We start from the raw sequence: 15,625 nt of genomic DNA on the forward strand, positions 1-15,625 counted from the left end.
ATCTATTGGGTTTTGGGATCGGAAATTGTCATTGGGACTGCTATTCCTTATTAATGTCTATTATCTAAAGTCTTGTGTCTAATATCTAAAATTCATCAATTCATCCGCGATTTTTCTATCATTGGAGAGGCGAGGGACTTTGTTTTGTCCGCCTAGCTTTCCTTGCGATTTCATGTAGTTGATAAATGCGTTTTTTTGTAGCGCGACGATTTCTAATTCTTCCAAGATACTGCCGACGATTAGATCTTCATAGTAGGAGTTTAGTTCGGTCAGTTTTTTGTCCAGCGTGGATTTAAAACTGTTGAAGTCAGCAGGTGGTTGATCAAATTCGATAAACCATTGATGGCGGGGTAGGCCAGATTCTGGTGTGACCTGAGGTGCTACGGTGAATTCTACGATTTCCGCCTCTGGATGCTGAGCTAGGGCATGGTTCATGGCTTTTTCCACTTCCTGACCGATGACATGCTCCCCAAAGGCAGAGATAAAGTGCTTGATTCGTCCTGTAACCAGTATCCTGTAGGGGTCTTTGGAGACGAATTCTATGGTGTCGCCTATCGAGTAGCCCCATAGTCCAGCGTTGCTATTGATGATGAGCGCATAGTTGACACCTAGCTCCACTTCTCCGATACTGAGTCGTGGCGGGTTGTCATCAAAGTACTGATCCGCAGGGATGAACTCAAAGAATATCCCAGAGTTGAGTAGGAGCAATAGCCCTTTCTGATCTAGCGTGTCTTGGTAGGCGATAAAGCCCTCCGAGGCAGGGTAAGTTTCTACTGAGTCGATGGTCTTGCCGATGCTTTCGAATAGCTTTCCACGGTACGGCTCGAAGTTAACCCCTCCATATACAAAGAGAGAAAAATCAGGAAATACGTCTTTGATCGCCTTGCCAGTTTTGGCTGTGATCCGGTCGAAGTACATCTGTACCCATGGTGGAATGCCTGAGATCAGGCTCATGTCTTTCGTAAGCGTTTCCTCTACGATGGCGTCTAGTTTCGTCTCCCAGTCTTCGATGCAGTTGGTCTCATAGCTGGGCATCTGGTTGGAGCGAAGATAACCAGGGACGTGGTGATTAACGATCCCTGAGAGGCGTCCAGTATGGATGCCCGCTGTTTTGGTCATGATAGGACTGCCTGATAGGAATATCAAGCTTTTGTCTAAAAACTGGCTTTGTCCTGAGTTGTGCACATAGGTGAGGAGGGCATTTCGTGCGCTGTTGATATGGTTAGGGATGGAGTCTTTGGTAATGGGGATGTATTTGGTGCCCGATGTAGTCCCTGAGGTTTTGGCAAAGTATTCGGGTTTGCCTGGCCATAAGATGTCGCTATCTCCTTGTTTGATTTTCTCAACATAGTTTTTGAGCCCTTCATAGTCTGCCACAGGTACAGCAGACTTGAAATCCTCATAAGTCTCGATATCTGCAAAATGATGATCCTTGCCAAACTGTGTGTGTTTGGCTTTTGAGACAAGGCTCTTTAGGGTTTTGTGTTGCGTATTGATGGCATCTAGTGACCATTTTTTCTGGTCGTTGACGATGTACTTGGCAAAAGGCTTACTGAGTGCAGATCGGAATCCCATAGTTTACTTGAGTTGTCGAAATTTTGATCGAGACCAATGATATCACCCGCAATATAAACCCGAAATGAACAATAGCCATTTCAGAGAGAATGGAAATACGCTAGCATGTGTCACGAGACGAAAAAGGTCGAGCCTGATGTGCTATTCCCAGCTCCAGTCATGACTCGTCAGATTCTCCAACGCTGCTATGAGTAAATCAGTAGATCCTGTGATGTCGTCTTTGTGCGCCATTTCGATCACTTGGTGTAGATGGCGAGTTGGGATAGAGATTGCGCCTGCAATTGATCCGTTTTTGCCACGCTGTTGGATACCAGCAGTGTCTGTGCCACCAGCTACTAGGATTTCATTTTGCCATTTGATTTTTTTCGAATCAGCGGTTTGTCTGAGGAACTTGACCATACGTTGATCACAGATAGTCATAGCGTCTAGGATTTTGATGGCCGTACCTTCACCGAGTTTGGTGACGTACTCGTGGGGTTGCGCACCAGGTAGGTCATAGGCGATCGTCGTATCGAGAGCGATCCCAAAGTCAGGGTTGATGCTGTGTGCTGCTACATTGGCACCACGTAGACCGACCTCTTCTTGTACCGAAAATACCGCGTATAGATCTGCCGATGGTGTCTTGATTTTTTTGAGTGTTTCGATTAGGATGAAAACAGAGACTCTGTTGTCAATGGATTTGCAATTGACACAGTCACCCATTTCGATAAGTTCTCTGTCTCGTGTAATCGAATCGCCAATAGCCACGATTTTTTCCACTTCTTCTTTATTCATGCCGAGATCGATGAAGTAGTCCTCCATTTTGGCGACCTTTTGACGCTCCTCTGGGGTCATGACATGGATGGGTTTGCTACCCATCACACCGATCACATCTTCGCGACCGTGGATGATTACACGCTGGGCTGTCAGGGTTTTGGGATCAAAACCACCCAATGGCTGGAATCTAACGAAACCATTGTCGTCGATATGGCTCACGATGAAGCCAATCTCATCCATGTGAGCGGCTACCATTACTTTTTTATCTGTCGACCCTTTTTTGATCGCGATGATATTGCCCATGTTGTCGATACTGTAGGAGTCGACATGATCTTTGATTTCTTCGATGATCAAGTTTCTAATGCGTGACTCGAACCCCGGAGCACCAGCGATTTCACAGACTTTTTTGAGTAGTGGCGTGTTAAATGACATGTTTTTTGTAGTTTTTGATGGTGTGCAGATCACGAGACTGATTGGGATAGGAGCGAACTCGATATGAGTCGCTGGTCTCTGGTGATTTCAGCTTTAGCACAGTTTTATAAAGTGTGCGCACGAGAAGATTCGAACTTCCACGGACGTAAGTCCACCACCCCCTCAAGATGGCGTGTCTACCAATTTCACCACGTGCGCTTAAAATGGAATGCAAAAATAGGATTTAAGATGAATAATCCATGAAAAAATTCAATTAAACTGCGGACCAAATTGAATCTACAAAGTATCCGTTCTGATCCTCAAGGTTATAGCGTACTTCGAACCCACATTTTTCTGCTAATTCTTGGATTTCATCGAGAGAATATTTCTTTGATATTTCGGTTTGCATCGTTTCCCACTTCTTGAAAGCAATGGTTTCCCCTTCTATATGGACGATTTGATCTTTCATGCTCATGATAGCGCTTTTGCATTCCCCTGTTACGGGATTATAAAATGGGTAGTGCTGGAAATCCTCTAAGTTAAAGTTGCCGCCTAGTTCTTCATTGATCCTGTTGAGCAGGTTCATGTTGAATGCAGCGGTGACGCCTTTCGAATCGTTGTATGCAGCTAGTATTTTGGTAGGGTCTTTTTTTAGATCAACTCCGATCAATAACTGGTCTCCCGTATTGATGTCTTCTCTGATTTTCGAGAGAAAATTCTGCGCTTGATCAAATGAGAAATTACCGATGTTAGAGCCCAAAAATAGAATGACATTGCGACGGGTGCTGGAGTGACTGAGTCTATCCAATACTTGGAAATAGTCTCCCTGCATGGGGGTGATACTTAGTTCGGGGATTGTTTGGGCTAAGGACTGGGCGAGCCCATCGAGTGCATGTTGGGAAATATCTATGGGGATATAGTCAAAGAGCGCTTCTTCTGATACGAAGTGTTGAAGCAGGACTTTGGTTTTGTATCCATCCCCAGCACCGAACTCGACTAGATTAAAGTCTTCTCCATTCGGTGAAAAGGCTTTTAGGATATTGTCTTTTTGGGATTCGAAAATACTGTACTCTGCATCGGTGAGGTAGTATTCGTCCAGTTTCATGATTTGCTGGAAGAGTTCGTCTCCTCGTTTGTTGTAAAAATATTTCGATGATAAAGTCTTTGGTTTACTTTTTAGACCTTTGAGCGTGTCGTTCAGGAAAGTCTTGTTTTGGATGATTTCGATGGTTTCAGGCATGTTGTGCAAGTCGAATACCTGAAAATAACCAATTCAGGTGTGGATGAAAAAAGTTTCTATAAGTCGGTCGGATATGGTCTTTAGGTGTGGCATAGGAGCCCCCACGTAAGACCATTTGACTGATCATGAATTTGCCATTGTATTCTCCTAAAGGCCCTGCTTCAGTTTTGTAGTAGGGGTAGGGTAAGTAGGCGGAGTTAGTCCACTCCCATAGATCGCCGTAGAACTGGTAGTTGCCTTCGGTAGCGGGTAGAGGACGGTGGTTTTCTTGGTTGACGAAGTTGCTATTCTCTGGAATGGTTGGTTGATGCAGGAGGCATGCGACTTCCCACTCGAACTCCGTAGGGAGTCGCATGCCTTTCCAGTTGGCAAAGGCTGCTGCTTCGTACTGGCTGATATGACTAACAGGTTCGTTTAGATTGATAGGTTGTAGTCCTTCCAAGGTGTAGCTATGCCAGCAATCCTCGATGAAGTGCCAGTGAAAGGGAGCTTGTTTATCTTCTCGCTGTACCCAGTCCCATGCCTCGGCGTACCAGTAGGTGAAATTTCGATAGCCTCCGTCTTTGATAAAGTCAAGATACTCACGGTTAGTGATTAGCCGATCACCGATACGGTAGTCATGCAAGTAGACCTGATGACGACCGTGTTCATTGTCAAAGCTGAATCTATCTCCTTCATGTCCTATGGTGTAGTTGCCGGCAGGTACATTTAAGAATCCTAATGGTTTAGGAGCTGTCTCTATCTGTAGTTTGGGACTGGTTTGATAGGCAGGGAATAGCGGGTTAGTGCCGAGTATATATTTGATGTCGTATAGGAGCAATTCTTGGTGCTGTTGCTCATGTTGGAGGCCAATTTCGATGATTGTTTTCTCTTCGGCTGAGAGGGTTTCTCTCGTGTCGAAAAAGTTGAGCATCTGTTGATCTACAAATGCGCGGTATTTATAGACATCTGCTACAGAAGGTCTCGTGAGATTGCCACGGTTGGTACGAAGGACACGTTTGCCGATGGATTCATAGTAGCTATTAAAGACGTAGTTGTATTCTGGATGATAGACGCAGTAGTCTTTGGAGAAAGCCTCTAGGAGCATCTTCTCAAAAAACCATGTCGTATGTCCAAGGTGCCATTTAGGTGGACTTACATCGACAACAGGCTGGACGACATAGTCTTCTACATGTAGTGGTTGACATATCTTTTCGGACTGTGCTCTTATCTGCAAGTATTTCTCTTTGAGATGAGAGAGCAAAGAATCTTTGGCGAATTTGGGATTGGAGGCTTGGATAGTCGGGATTGTTTTGGTTCTATACAATTTACGACTATAACGGTAAAATGAGAAAGGCAGTTCCCTAAAAGTAAGTTCTTCGTCATGGATTTTGACTATCGTTACTCATAATCCATGACGCATGTTTTCGTATAAGAGGCTTTATTTCCTATCGATGGTTTCTGTTATGTCTTGTACATCACTGATGTCAAAGATGGGCATGGTCTTTAGTTTGGCATAGTTGGCATACAGTTCTTTAAAGTAGATATCTGTGAACCGATCTTTGTCTACAAACTGGGGACCAACCTCAGGGAATCGAGTAACGATGCTCTCATTAGAGACTTGTAGTAGCACTCTCAGAATCTTTAGGAAATTAATTTCCTCTTGAGTGATCTTGTCATCTGCTTTTATGGTTTGAATGGCGGACTGTAGGAGATTCAGTTCCTCTTCATCTGTCATCTCTACTCGTTGGACTTTTTTGAAATAATCATCAAAAAAATCTATGCCTCTGCGGTTGACATGGTCGATTAGTTCGGCAAGTTCATCTTCAATTTTCAGATCACCAAACACCTTGTCTTTGGCTTTTTGTCTAATTAGGCTTACTTCGTCTTGTGATATGTGTGTGTCACAAATCATAAAGGCAAATACCGTCTTGAGATGTAATCTTTGATAGTCTGTGGGAATGATGGGCTTTGTCATGCTATAAGGTTTTGATACCTGAATTTAATAAATAATGTAGATTATTGAACCTCTGCAAGAGACAATCTACTGATAGAACTCGGTTTTTGTGTCGTAGGATGCTGTCTTCCTCCAGTGAGTTCTTGTACGCGTTCGGATAGGTAATAGTCTAGTTCTCTCAGATAAATTACGCCATCGGGTTTGACATCTGCCTTTCCCTCGCCTATTCCTTCGAGTATGGATAGCGCAAAAGCACCATGTCCCCAATCTTGATGTTCAAAAGAATACTCAGCACCTGTAGAAGCAGCCATGATGACGACTCCATATTCTTGCCCCGAGAGTTGGCGAACGGCTTCTGTATTGTTGACTTTCTGTTGTCCCATATTGTTGCCCAGTTGGCCACTGTGGCAGGTATCTATGAACAAGACGACTCGCGCTGAAATATTTCCGATCATGTCAGAAAAATCTCGCCAGTCTATGCATGATATTCTAGGGGTCTTGGTACTACCGTCGTAGGGTAGTAAGTAGAAGTTGTCGTTCTCATTGAGTCCATGTGAAGCGATGAATATGATAACGAAATCATCCACAGTGGTGAATTCTTCAAGTCGTTGGAACTTCTGTAAAATATTCGCTCTGGTAGCTTTTTCGTTCGTGAGTTTAATGCTAGTGACATTATTGAACATCTTGCCTTGCTGTCCTTTGAATAGCTCATCTATCGCATCTGCATCTTTGTCAGCATGGTTGAGATTGTTGTGCGACTCGGCAAACTCGGAGATTCCTATGGATACCAAATACAGATTGCTCTTTTTGATTTTGGTAGGCACTGGATCTAAAGTAGTTACGGCATTGCTTGCGGAGGCGTCTTCACCTCTAGGTGTAGCTGCTGCGGGGCTAGAAGTGTCAGGTTCATTTTCTTCTTCTGGTGCGATGTGTTCAAAGGCCACATGGCGCTCTGTAGATAATATTTTAGAGTTTTGATCTGCGACGAATACCGTGAAGGCAAAGCTTTTGTCCGTTTCTTCTGGTAATTCTATTGGGATATCTACACGCTCGGTGCGGTTATCACCAGAAATAGATAATTCAGACTGGTGTATGAGTGGTCGCCCATCTGCTAGTATTTTGATCTGATGTACTGGCGTAGGGGAGGTGATATCGAAGCTGAGTGTGGTCGTATGCCCCTCTACAATAGTGTTAGTCTCTGTAATCCATGTCACAGTTGGGGGAGTGATTTTCTCTTCTGGTTGGTCCGAGAGATTCATCATCTGAGCTACTTTGTCAAAAGATTTAAGCTTCAAAATCTCCTGTATGACATCAGGCCTGTGGTAGAAGGATGCGAAGGCTGATACGTCATGAAAAACAGCTAGATTGTTCTGTCCTTGGTTGATATGCCATCCGATATACTTCTCGCCACCTGCAGATGCTTCATAGAATCCTTGAGGAGTCCATATTACCCACTCATTGTCTGATGCTACGAAGAGAGATGCTAGGTTTTCGCCAGTAATATTATTCCAAATTTTGATGGTCTGATCATTACTTGCTGATAGGAGTAGATCCTCAGATGCAAAATCAGCCAGTGCCCATACCTCTCCTTCGTGTCCTTGAAAACTACCCAACAAGGAGCCTGATACGTTATATTTGTTCAATGAATAGGAAGAGCCAAGAGCCAGTGCATTGCCTTTATTGATGAAAGTGAATGAACGTACGGTACCGTCTTTTCGGTCATCAGTAGTTATCATACGTCCATCTACTTTGATGGAATTAGAGGACTCTTTACTGATGAATTTATTGGATGCAGCTTGGGTTGCGCGATGATATTTGTTCTCAGGGTTTAGCTTTCTGTCTAGCGCCAGTTCCTCTAGGTCGAATGCTTTTTCTAGCACTACATCATCTAGGATGCCCGTTGGATTGCTTTGACTGAAGGCTATTTTGTTGGCTGCTTCATCAATTCCCACGCCGAATACACTTTTGCCTTTCCCGACAAAGTTTCTTTCGAGTTGTCCAGATAGGATGTTCCATAGGAGAATGTTCTTGTCATCACCACCAGCAGATGCGACATAGATGCCTTTCTCTTGGTCGAAAGTAGTGAAAGGAGCGGTGGTGATAGCACTTACTGCATTGGTATGGTAGCTGAACTGGGTAATTAGTGTCCGGTTAGATAAGTCGTAGACGATACCCACTCTTCCCATGGCGGTAAGATATCGGTTGTCTGCTGATACTTCTAGTGCGTTGACGGCTCCTGGGAGTTCTGTGAGTGGTCCCATGAATTTCCCTGACTTTGTCCATTTGATGATCTGTCCATCTTCTCCGGCGGAGTAGAGTTGATTTCCAGCGTATTTTACATCTCGTATCGCATCCGAGTGGACGATGGACCTGCTGGGGTTTCCTCCAGATACAGACCAGGTTCTTAAATTTCCGTCTTGGTCACCAGCGGCGATGGTACTACCGTCTTCGCTAATGTCTATGCTGTTGATGATGCTCTCGATCCCTGTGATAGTGGCCGATCGTACGGGAGCTCTCATGCTGCTAATGTCCCATGCTATGATGGATTGGTCTGCTGAGCTGCTGATTAACTTTTTTCCGTCCTGAGAGATTGCCAAATCAAGTACGACATTTTGATGTCCCTTTAGGCTTGGTAGTAGTTTTTCTTCCTCTAAGTCAAGGATACGAATCTGTCCTATCTCACTTGGATTCCCTTCTTGATGGTCAAAATAACCACCCAAAAACAGGAATCGTTCATCTTTGGAAAGTACCGAAGTGTATATTCTACCATCAACTCCGTCTTCAATTTCGAATCTATAGGTTTTGGTTAATGTACCTGATACTACATCCCAGACTCTTACAGTTTTGTCCTCTGAGACAGAGACTAGTTTTTTCCCTTGTTCAGTAAAAGCCAAGCCATGTACAAGCCCCGAATGTCCTTGGTTATCGATGATTAGTTTTTGGGAGAAGAGCTGCTGAGCGGCTAGAGAGAGGACGAGGACAAATAGTAGTGATCTCATATCTTTTGATTGAAACGGTTAATTAGGGGGTCATGGTAGTGATCGATAGGCGTTTTTCGGCCTTTAGAACTTCGGTATTCGTTGATTTTTTGAAACCACGGGTTTTTTGAATGATGGCCTCACTGTCTTCGATAATAAATTTATAGCCATATTGTTCTTGCGTCTGAAGAGGCTCAAAAGGAGTACTTTGTGCATTGAGCTGTAAGATTTCGAAACCAAAGGGCTCGGCGCAGGTGAAGGTTTCGGGTAGCTGATAGGCCTTGTTGACATACTCACGGCTAATGTAGTAGTCGTCGAGTAGCAGCACTTTACTACCGTCTGCTAGGTGGTAGATGAATCTTAAATAACATTCTCGATTCGCTTTGACGAATAGTTTCATTTCTTCATTTTCTTCAAAGATCAAATTGTCTTTTCCTTTGTTCGTGAAAACGTCAATTTTGAGCCCGCCATCAGTGATTTCGTTTTTTGCAAACTGCTGCATGGACACCATCGCTTCTTGATAGTTTTGCGGTTTGTAGGAGATTTGGTTTTGATCGAGAAAACTCTTGGTGAGGTAGCAGTCTGTACTGGCTATGGCTGTTGAACTGGCGGTTTCTCTTAGTATGGTGGAGACCTTTAGTTTGTCTGCTGCATCCCAGTATATACCATTGAGAACGTAGTAGTCTTGATTGTCGATGTTCTGACTTATTACTTTGAATCCTTGTTGAATGAGTTTTTGTTCAATACTGGCATTTAATCGACGAGAAAATGAGCTAGTCATAGGCGTGTCCTCGTAGGTGAAATTATTGACTCTAATAGGCGTGTCGGTATTGTCTAGCTGTATACTGAGAGAGTAAGCGATAAAGAACGCCGCATCATCGAGTTTAAATTGATCGGTGTTACGGATTGAGATTAAATCATTGTCAATGTTGATTTTGTGTTGATTGAATTCATCCCTTTTGATGGCTGGATGGTTGTACTCTCCAGTCAGTGTGATGAGCATGGTACTTTGCTGCTCGATGTTTCTCAATAAGGTCTGTGTTTCAAATAGCGATTTGAGGGCATTTTCGTTGTTTCCTGCTTGTATTTGATTTTGAATGATCGTGTAGAGCGTATTGATTTGGTTGAGGCTTTTGGCTATTTCATTGCTATAGTGGTTGATGATATCCTTCTTTTTAGCATAGGAGATAGCATAGCCAATATCCTTTCTTTTGTCATAGTAGGTTTCTGTTTTGAGTCCTACGATTGAGGCATTACTTACAGACGTGCTGTTTTTTTTGAATTCTTCGTGGGTATTTGCATTGACGTTGTGGATGTTGAGCGTACTGATACTTTGGATATCGACGAGTATGCTTTCTACCAGTTGCTCGCGGCTATAGCCTTGTAATCTCTCCAGAACTACTTCTTCGGGTTCTCCATTGATGTTGTTTTCGGACATGAAGCCGACCAAATATTCAGATTCAGGAAAATTGGCTTTCCTATGTACGTAGTTGGTCCAGACAGGAGCTTGGGCTAGCGAGTCTACCAAGGGCACAAGAGCGATAAGGAGAAGTAGTGATATAGATTTCATCTGGAAGAAAAAGCATTAATAGCTTAGGGAAGTGAAAAACTCCCCTAAGCGGTTAAATAATTTTATGAATTAGAAGTTCATCAACTTGTCTAACTTTTCTCTGGTTACGTTGGTTTTGTCTTCTAGCTCTTGTGCAATGACATCTTTAGCCGCTTGCTTGGCCATTTCCTGACTATAAGCAATTCTGATTTGGCATTCGAAATTCTTGTCCTGCTTTCTGTAAAGCTCGGTCAATGGGATGACTCTAGCTAGTTTTTGAGAAATCACTTCAGTAGATGCGGAGACCGTTTGCTGGATCGTAGCGGCATCTTCTGCTGATAGTTGCTCTGTAGCGATATTTGTTTCAATAATAGCTGCAATACTAGAACTGATTCTACCTGCTAGGTCTTGTTTTGCTATTGTAGAAGCCTGTAGTTTAGCAGCAGATTGTGTGCCCGCTAGCGCACTACCAGAGCCTACAAAGTAAGCCGGAAAACCATAGTCATCTATTTCAGCTTCTTTCATCCAAGCTTTTTCGATTTGCTTGTCTAGTGGTAAGGTGCCTGGCTGAGTAAACCAATCATCTTTTTCTATCCTTTTAGCTTCTTTTCTAGCGTCTTTGATCGCTTTGTCTTTGAGCTCTTTTTTTAGTGCTTTGACGTCTTTTTTGTCTTGTTGTGCCTGAGCTGAAAAAGCAAATACTAGTGCAAAAAGCACTCCTAAGGCGCAAAGGTTTCTAGTTTTCATGTTACAGTGAGTTTAAATAGAATATTTTGATGAATCCAAGTTATGTGTTGGTACTTGAATTGCAAAACTAATTCGATGAATAATATACCTGATAAGGCGACTGTGATATTTTTTTAGAGGAATAGTGCAAGACATACACTGTCTTTTAAAGATTTGAAATAGTAAATTTGCCGACAATGGAAGAGACATACATAGAGGACGGCGAATTATACGAACATCATCGGATTACAATAGATCCAAAACAGGAGCTGCTGCGGTTGGATAAGTTCCTAATGGATAAGCTGCCCAACGTCACAAGAAATAAAGTGCAGGATGGAATCAAGGAAGGTTTTATCAAGGTGAACAGTGAGATAGTAAAGCCTAACTATAAGGTGCGTCCAGGGGATGAAGTGGTTGTAGAACTACCCGAGCCTCCTAATGTGACAGATATCGAACCAGAAGATATACCGCTCAATATCGTCTTTGAAGATGACCATATTCTAGTCGTCAACAAGGAGCCTGGCATGGTTGTGCATCCCGCTTATCAAAACTGGTCTGGTACTTTGGTGAATGCACTCACCTTCCATTTTCAGAATTTGCCTACTATGCCTAATAATGATGGGAGACCGGGGCTGGTACACCGTATTGATAAAGATACCTCTGGGCTGTTGGTCATCGCTAAGACTGAGCTGGCGATGACGAGTCTGGCGAGGCAGTTTTTTGATCACAGTATAGAGCGAACATACTACGCATTGGTATGGGGAGAGCCTACAGAGGAGAAGGGGACTATTGATGTGAACTTAGGTAGAAGCTTAAAAGATCGTCGTATTACCGCGCCATTTCCTGAGGGAGACTTTGGACGAAATGCGGTGACCCACTATGAAGTGCTAAGAAATATGCGCTATGTCTCGTTGATCAAGTGCAACTTAGAGACAGGGCGAACGCATCAGATTCGTGCTCATCTCAAATACATAGGCCATCCACTATTCAATGATGCGACCTATGGTGGTGATCGAGTATTGAAGGGGACTACCTTTACTAAGTATAAGCAGTTTGTAGACAATTGCTTTAAAATTATACCACGACAGGCTTTGCACGCCAAGTCTCTTGGGTTTGTGCATCCAGCTACTAACGAATTTGTTCAATTTGATTCTGAGCTCCCAGAAGATTTCCGTTCGGTGATCGAAAAATGGGAGAACTATGTTAATACTGTTGACTAATGCAAATCATACGTTTCCTTTGGTACTATTCCTTTTGGTTATATGTTCGTACCTGCCTCCATTTTTATTATAAGAGAATCAAAGTAGTCGGCTATGAGAATGTCCCGAAGGGCGTTCCAGTGATCTTTGGTGCTAATCATCAAAATGCGCTCGTTGATCCGCTACTGATGACCACTCATGTGTATCAGATGACGCATTATCTGGTTCGTGCGGATGTATTCAAAAATCCCTTTGTCAAGCGGTTTCTGAATTCACTTAATCTCATGGCAGTGTACCGTGCCCGAGATGGTGTTAATTCGGTCAAGGCTAATCAAGAAGTATTTAGAGCATGTTTTGATGCATTTAAGGAGAACGAATCCTTGATGCTTTTTCCTGAAGGGAGTCATGATAGTCGCTATGTGGTCAAGCCCATGAAAAAGGGAATTGCTCGGATAGCATTGGGAGGGTTGAACCAACCTGATGCACCTGAGGAGCTTTACATCGTACCGATAGGCCTGACTTATTCGGGGCAGACCAAATTTAGGTCATCGGTGGTGCTACACTATGGTGATGCAATCAAGGTAGAATCGAAAGAAGAGACATCTGCGAATATCGATGCGCTCAAAGATAAGTTTGAACAGGCACTACCAGCGTATCATGCGGCTATGCCAGAGGAAGGTTATGACTATTTAGAGAAAGTGTTTTTTCACAATCAAAATCCTCAGCGACTTATTGAGGATTATGCTCTGATTAATCAGCAGTCTCGTGCATTGGGTGCGAAAGCAAGTGAAGAAGATAAAGAGGCTGTGCTTAGCTTGAGCAAAGAGTTGGAAAAGGGAGGAGTCATTTTCCCATTTGAGTATAAAAAGAACCTGTTTGGAACGGCTTTATTGACTTATGTTGTGAGCCCGTTTGCGATGGTAGGTTTGGTTTTGAACCTTCCTGTTATTTTCATCCCATGGAAAATCATGAAGGGGATCAAAGATGTAGTCTTCACCGATACCATATATTTTGGCGTAGGATTGGTCGCCGCTCCTGCGGTTTGGGGTATATATGCCTCGATAGCTTATAATTTGACAGCTTCGTGGTGGTGGGCTTTGGGCGCAGCATTAGGAGGTGCCATGAGTTTGTTGATCTATGGAAGGTGGCATAAGATACTGACGGTCTATCGCCAAAACCGACGGGTAAGAAAGTCTTCACATTTGTCATCTGTATATGACCAGTTCCTCCAAAAGGTGGCCTCACTGAAGGAGTTGGTCAGCTGAGTTCTCCTGATACGAAGCGGTCTTTGCCATGGATGTCTTGGAAGATACGAGTTTTGGTATATCCTTTTGAGAGGAGCATTTCGGCTGTTTCGATAGCATACCGTTCATTGATCTCGAAGAAGAGAAGACCTCCTTTTTTGAGTGCATGCTGGCCTTGTTTTGCGATCTCGGAATAAAAGAGTAGGGGATTTTCATCTTTGACGAATAGTGCCAAGTGAGGTTCGTGGATTAGTACATTGGCATGCATGGATTTCTTCTCAGACTCTAGTACATAGGGAGGGTTACTGATGATGATGTCAAAGTTGGATTCGGCCAGCGACTCGTTCAAGATGTCTATTTTATGTAGCTGAATTTGACAACCGAGAGATTGGATGTTTTGTTCTGCTACCGCTAGTGCATCTGTGCTGATATCATAAGCGTGTATTTCGCTTGTATCAATTTCGTGATACAAAGTGCATGGAATACAGCCAGATCCAGTACCTATGTCTGCAATTTTGACTTGTGTCCAAGGTTGATATTCTTTGATGAATTGAATCAATGACTCTGTCTCTTGTCTTGGGATGAGTACATGTTCGTTGACATGAAAGCTACGACTATAAAAGTCTGCGATCTCCATGATGTATTGGATAGGTTCGTTGTTTTGGAGACGTGTGATGCTGGTATCTAACAGTTCTTCTTCTTCTGCTGTAGGTGTATGTGCTGAATTGATGATGATAGAAGTTTGTGTCCATCCAAAAACATATTCTAGGAGTAAAAAACTCAAAGAAGAAGCTTCGGGTGTGTCGTAGTTTGGAGACAGGAGTTGGACGATGGATTGTTGTGTTTCTTTGGGAAAGATGACCTTCATGGAGCAAAAATATGGAAAGAAAAGTATCTTTAACCGATGAATAAAACCTCTGATCAATATTTTATGCAGCGGGCTTTTGATCTCGCCGAAAAGGGTAGAGGTAGTGTGAGCCCCAACCCTATGGTAGGTTGTGTGATTGTCCATGAGGGACGAGTTATCGGAGAGGGTTGGCATCAAAAATATGGTGAAGGACACGCAGAAGTCAATGCTGTCCATAGCGTGGAAGATAAGTCGCTTCTATCAGAAGCCACTGTTTACGTAACTCTAGAACCCTGTGCACATCATGGGAAAACGCCACCATGTGCAGATCTTTTGGTTAAGCATAAAGTGCAGCGCGTCGTGATCGCTAATCATGATCCTTTTCCATTAGTCAACGGTGGAGGGATAGGTAAACTGAAAGCTGCAGGGATTGCTGTGGAGGTTGGGGTGCTGGATCACGTCGGACGAGAATTGAATTGTCGGTTCTTTCATGTGGTCGAAAAGCAGAGACCTTACATTGTTTTGAAATGGGCACAGACAGCTGATGGTTTTGTTTCACGAAAAAATTATGATTCCAAATGGATCAGTAACAGCTATTCGCGAAAACTGGTGCACCGATGGCGTGCTGAGGAGGATGCGATCTTAGTAGGTAAGAATACCGTGAAGTATGATGATCCCACACTCAACGTCAGAGATTGGAATGGGACTGACCCACTTCGGATTTTTATAGATAGAAATCTTGAACTGGTGGAGGGATACAAAATCATGGATCGATCCATCCCGACGATCTGTTATAATACAGTTCGTTCGGATGGGTCAGGGAACTTGGTGTATATCAAACTGGATAGTAGGGATTTCCTACATGAAATGCTACAGGACTTGATGAGGCGAAAGGTGCAATCTGTGATCATAGAAGGGGGGAGCGCTGTATTACATACGTTTATTACTGAGAAGCTATGGGATGAAGCGCGTGTGTTTATTTCTCAGAGTGAATTTGGTGAGGGAATATTAGCACCTAGGTTGATTGGGAATCAGATTTCATCTTTAGATATAGAAGGGGATAAGCTAGTTTGTTTTCGTCCGTATTAGAATACTAGGTTGCGCTTGTAATTAAGCCGCTAAAATTCAGGAGTAGCTAGTATTATTCATATCTTACCACAGCTG

At 43.3% G+C, this 15,625-nt stretch carries 12 protein-coding genes and 1 tRNA gene; 3 read left to right on the forward strand and 10 right to left on the reverse strand.

The window, feature by feature from the left end; translation table 11 throughout:
* Positions 1-78: 78 nt before the first annotated feature.
* From BGP76_RS01035 to BGP76_RS01075, 9 genes are all read right to left on the reverse strand, one after another.
* Complete coding sequence (locus BGP76_RS01035) at positions 79-1,575, reverse strand: GH3 auxin-responsive promoter family protein (protein ID WP_119843298.1); 1,497 nt, start codon at positions 1,573-1,575, stop codon at positions 79-81.
* A 141-nt stretch (positions 1,576-1,716) separates the two neighbouring features.
* On the reverse strand, positions 1,717-2,763 hold the full coding sequence (locus BGP76_RS01040) for a M42 family metallopeptidase (protein ID WP_073120158.1): 1,047 nt from the start codon (positions 2,761-2,763) through the stop codon (positions 1,717-1,719).
* 114 nt (positions 2,764-2,877) lie between these two features.
* Positions 2,878-2,961 (reverse strand) — tRNA-Leu (locus BGP76_RS01045).
* Between the two features lie 55 nt (positions 2,962-3,016).
* Positions 3,017-3,982: an L-histidine N(alpha)-methyltransferase gene (gene egtD / locus BGP76_RS01050; protein ID WP_119843299.1), complete on the reverse strand. Its 966-nt coding sequence runs from the start codon at positions 3,980-3,982 to the stop codon at positions 3,017-3,019.
* Positions 3,975-5,288, reverse strand: a complete 1,314-nt coding sequence (gene egtB / locus BGP76_RS01055) for an ergothioneine biosynthesis protein EgtB (RefSeq protein ID WP_255416022.1) — start codon at positions 5,286-5,288, stop codon at positions 3,975-3,977. Before egtB ends, egtD begins: the two co-directional genes overlap by 8 nt.
* 114 nt (positions 5,289-5,402) lie before the next feature.
* On the reverse strand, positions 5,403-5,939 hold the full coding sequence (locus BGP76_RS01060; protein ID WP_073120154.1) for a TerB family tellurite resistance protein: 537 nt from the start codon (positions 5,937-5,939) through the stop codon (positions 5,403-5,405).
* A gap of 41 nt (positions 5,940-5,980) precedes the next feature.
* Positions 5,981-8,917 (reverse strand): caspase family protein, encoded by a 2,937-nt coding sequence (locus BGP76_RS01065; RefSeq protein WP_119843300.1) that lies wholly within the window; start codon positions 8,915-8,917, stop codon positions 5,981-5,983.
* Between the two features lie 22 nt (positions 8,918-8,939).
* The gene (locus tag BGP76_RS01070; RefSeq protein WP_119843301.1) at positions 8,940-10,466 is read right to left on the reverse strand and encodes a hypothetical protein; all 1,527 of its coding nucleotides are present in this window, start codon (positions 10,464-10,466) and stop codon (positions 8,940-8,942) included.
* A 69-nt stretch (positions 10,467-10,535) separates the two neighbouring features.
* On the reverse strand, positions 10,536-11,192 hold the full coding sequence (locus BGP76_RS01075; RefSeq protein ID WP_073120149.1) for a hypothetical protein: 657 nt from the start codon (positions 11,190-11,192) through the stop codon (positions 10,536-10,538).
* A gap of 176 nt (positions 11,193-11,368) precedes the next feature.
* Here BGP76_RS01075 and BGP76_RS01080 point away from each other — a divergent pair, with 176 nt between their 5' ends.
* Together BGP76_RS01080 and BGP76_RS01085 are read left to right on the forward strand one after the other, a co-directional pair.
* Entirely contained in the window at positions 11,369-12,391 is a 1,023-nt protein-coding gene (locus tag BGP76_RS01080; RefSeq protein WP_073120147.1) for an RluA family pseudouridine synthase, read from the forward strand.
* Positions 12,391-13,635, forward strand: a complete 1,245-nt coding sequence (locus tag BGP76_RS01085) for a lysophospholipid acyltransferase family protein (protein WP_119843302.1) — start codon at positions 12,391-12,393, stop codon at positions 13,633-13,635. The genes BGP76_RS01080 and BGP76_RS01085 overlap by 1 nt, the downstream gene beginning before the upstream one ends.
* Here the strand turns inward: BGP76_RS01085 and prmC are convergent.
* Positions 13,628-14,482 carry a peptide chain release factor N(5)-glutamine methyltransferase gene (prmC, locus tag BGP76_RS01090; protein ID WP_158583978.1) on the reverse strand — a complete coding sequence of 285 codons (855 nt, stop codon included), beginning with the start codon at positions 14,480-14,482 and terminating at the stop codon, positions 13,628-13,630. The two genes, BGP76_RS01085 and prmC, sit on opposite strands and share 8 nt — an antisense overlap.
* Positions 14,483-14,518: 36 nt before the next feature.
* On the opposite strand from prmC, the gene ribD reads away from it, so the two are divergent.
* Positions 14,519-15,550 carry a bifunctional diaminohydroxyphosphoribosylaminopyrimidine deaminase/5-amino-6-(5-phosphoribosylamino)uracil reductase RibD gene (gene ribD / locus BGP76_RS01095; RefSeq protein WP_119843304.1) on the forward strand — a complete coding sequence of 344 codons (1,032 nt, stop codon included), beginning with the start codon at positions 14,519-14,521 and terminating at the stop codon, positions 15,548-15,550.
* Positions 15,551-15,625: the final 75 nt, after the last annotated feature.

Source organism: Reichenbachiella sp. MSK19-1, from assembly GCF_003590315.1.
GTDB lineage: Bacteria > Bacteroidota > Bacteroidia > Cytophagales > Cyclobacteriaceae > Reichenbachiella > Reichenbachiella agariperforans.

What these genes read in the sequence shown, in the direction of transcription:
- BGP76_RS01035 (WP_119843298.1), bottom strand. Translation starts at nt 1,575, where the DNA reads ATGGGATTCCGATCTGCACTCAGTAAGCCTTTTGCCAAGTACATCGTC.
- BGP76_RS01060 (WP_073120154.1), bottom strand. Translation starts at nt 5,939, where the DNA reads ATGACAAAGCCCATCATTCCCACAGACTATCAAAGATTACATCTCAAG.
- BGP76_RS01070 (WP_119843301.1), bottom strand. Translation starts at nt 10,466, where the DNA reads ATGAAATCTATATCACTACTTCTCCTTATCGCTCTTGTGCCCTTGGTA.
- BGP76_RS01075 (WP_073120149.1), bottom strand. Translation starts at nt 11,192, where the DNA reads ATGAAAACTAGAAACCTTTGCGCCTTAGGAGTGCTTTTTGCACTAGTA.
- BGP76_RS01040 (WP_073120158.1), bottom strand. Translation starts at nt 2,763, where the DNA reads ATGTCATTTAACACGCCACTACTCAAAAAAGTCTGTGAAATCGCTGGT.
- ribD (WP_119843304.1), top strand. Translation starts at nt 14,519, where the DNA reads ATGAATAAAACCTCTGATCAATATTTTATGCAGCGGGCTTTTGATCTC.
- egtD (WP_119843299.1), bottom strand. Translation starts at nt 3,982, where the DNA reads ATGCCTGAAACCATCGAAATCATCCAAAACAAGACTTTCCTGAACGAC.
- BGP76_RS01065 (WP_119843300.1), bottom strand. Translation starts at nt 8,917, where the DNA reads ATGAGATCACTACTATTTGTCCTCGTCCTCTCTCTAGCCGCTCAGCAG.
- prmC (WP_158583978.1), bottom strand. Translation starts at nt 14,482, where the DNA reads ATGAAGGTCATCTTTCCCAAAGAAACACAACAATCCATCGTCCAACTC.
- BGP76_RS01085 (WP_119843302.1), top strand. Translation starts at nt 12,391, where the DNA reads ATGCAAATCATACGTTTCCTTTGGTACTATTCCTTTTGGTTATATGTT.
- BGP76_RS01080 (WP_073120147.1), top strand. Translation starts at nt 11,369, where the DNA reads ATGGAAGAGACATACATAGAGGACGGCGAATTATACGAACATCATCGG.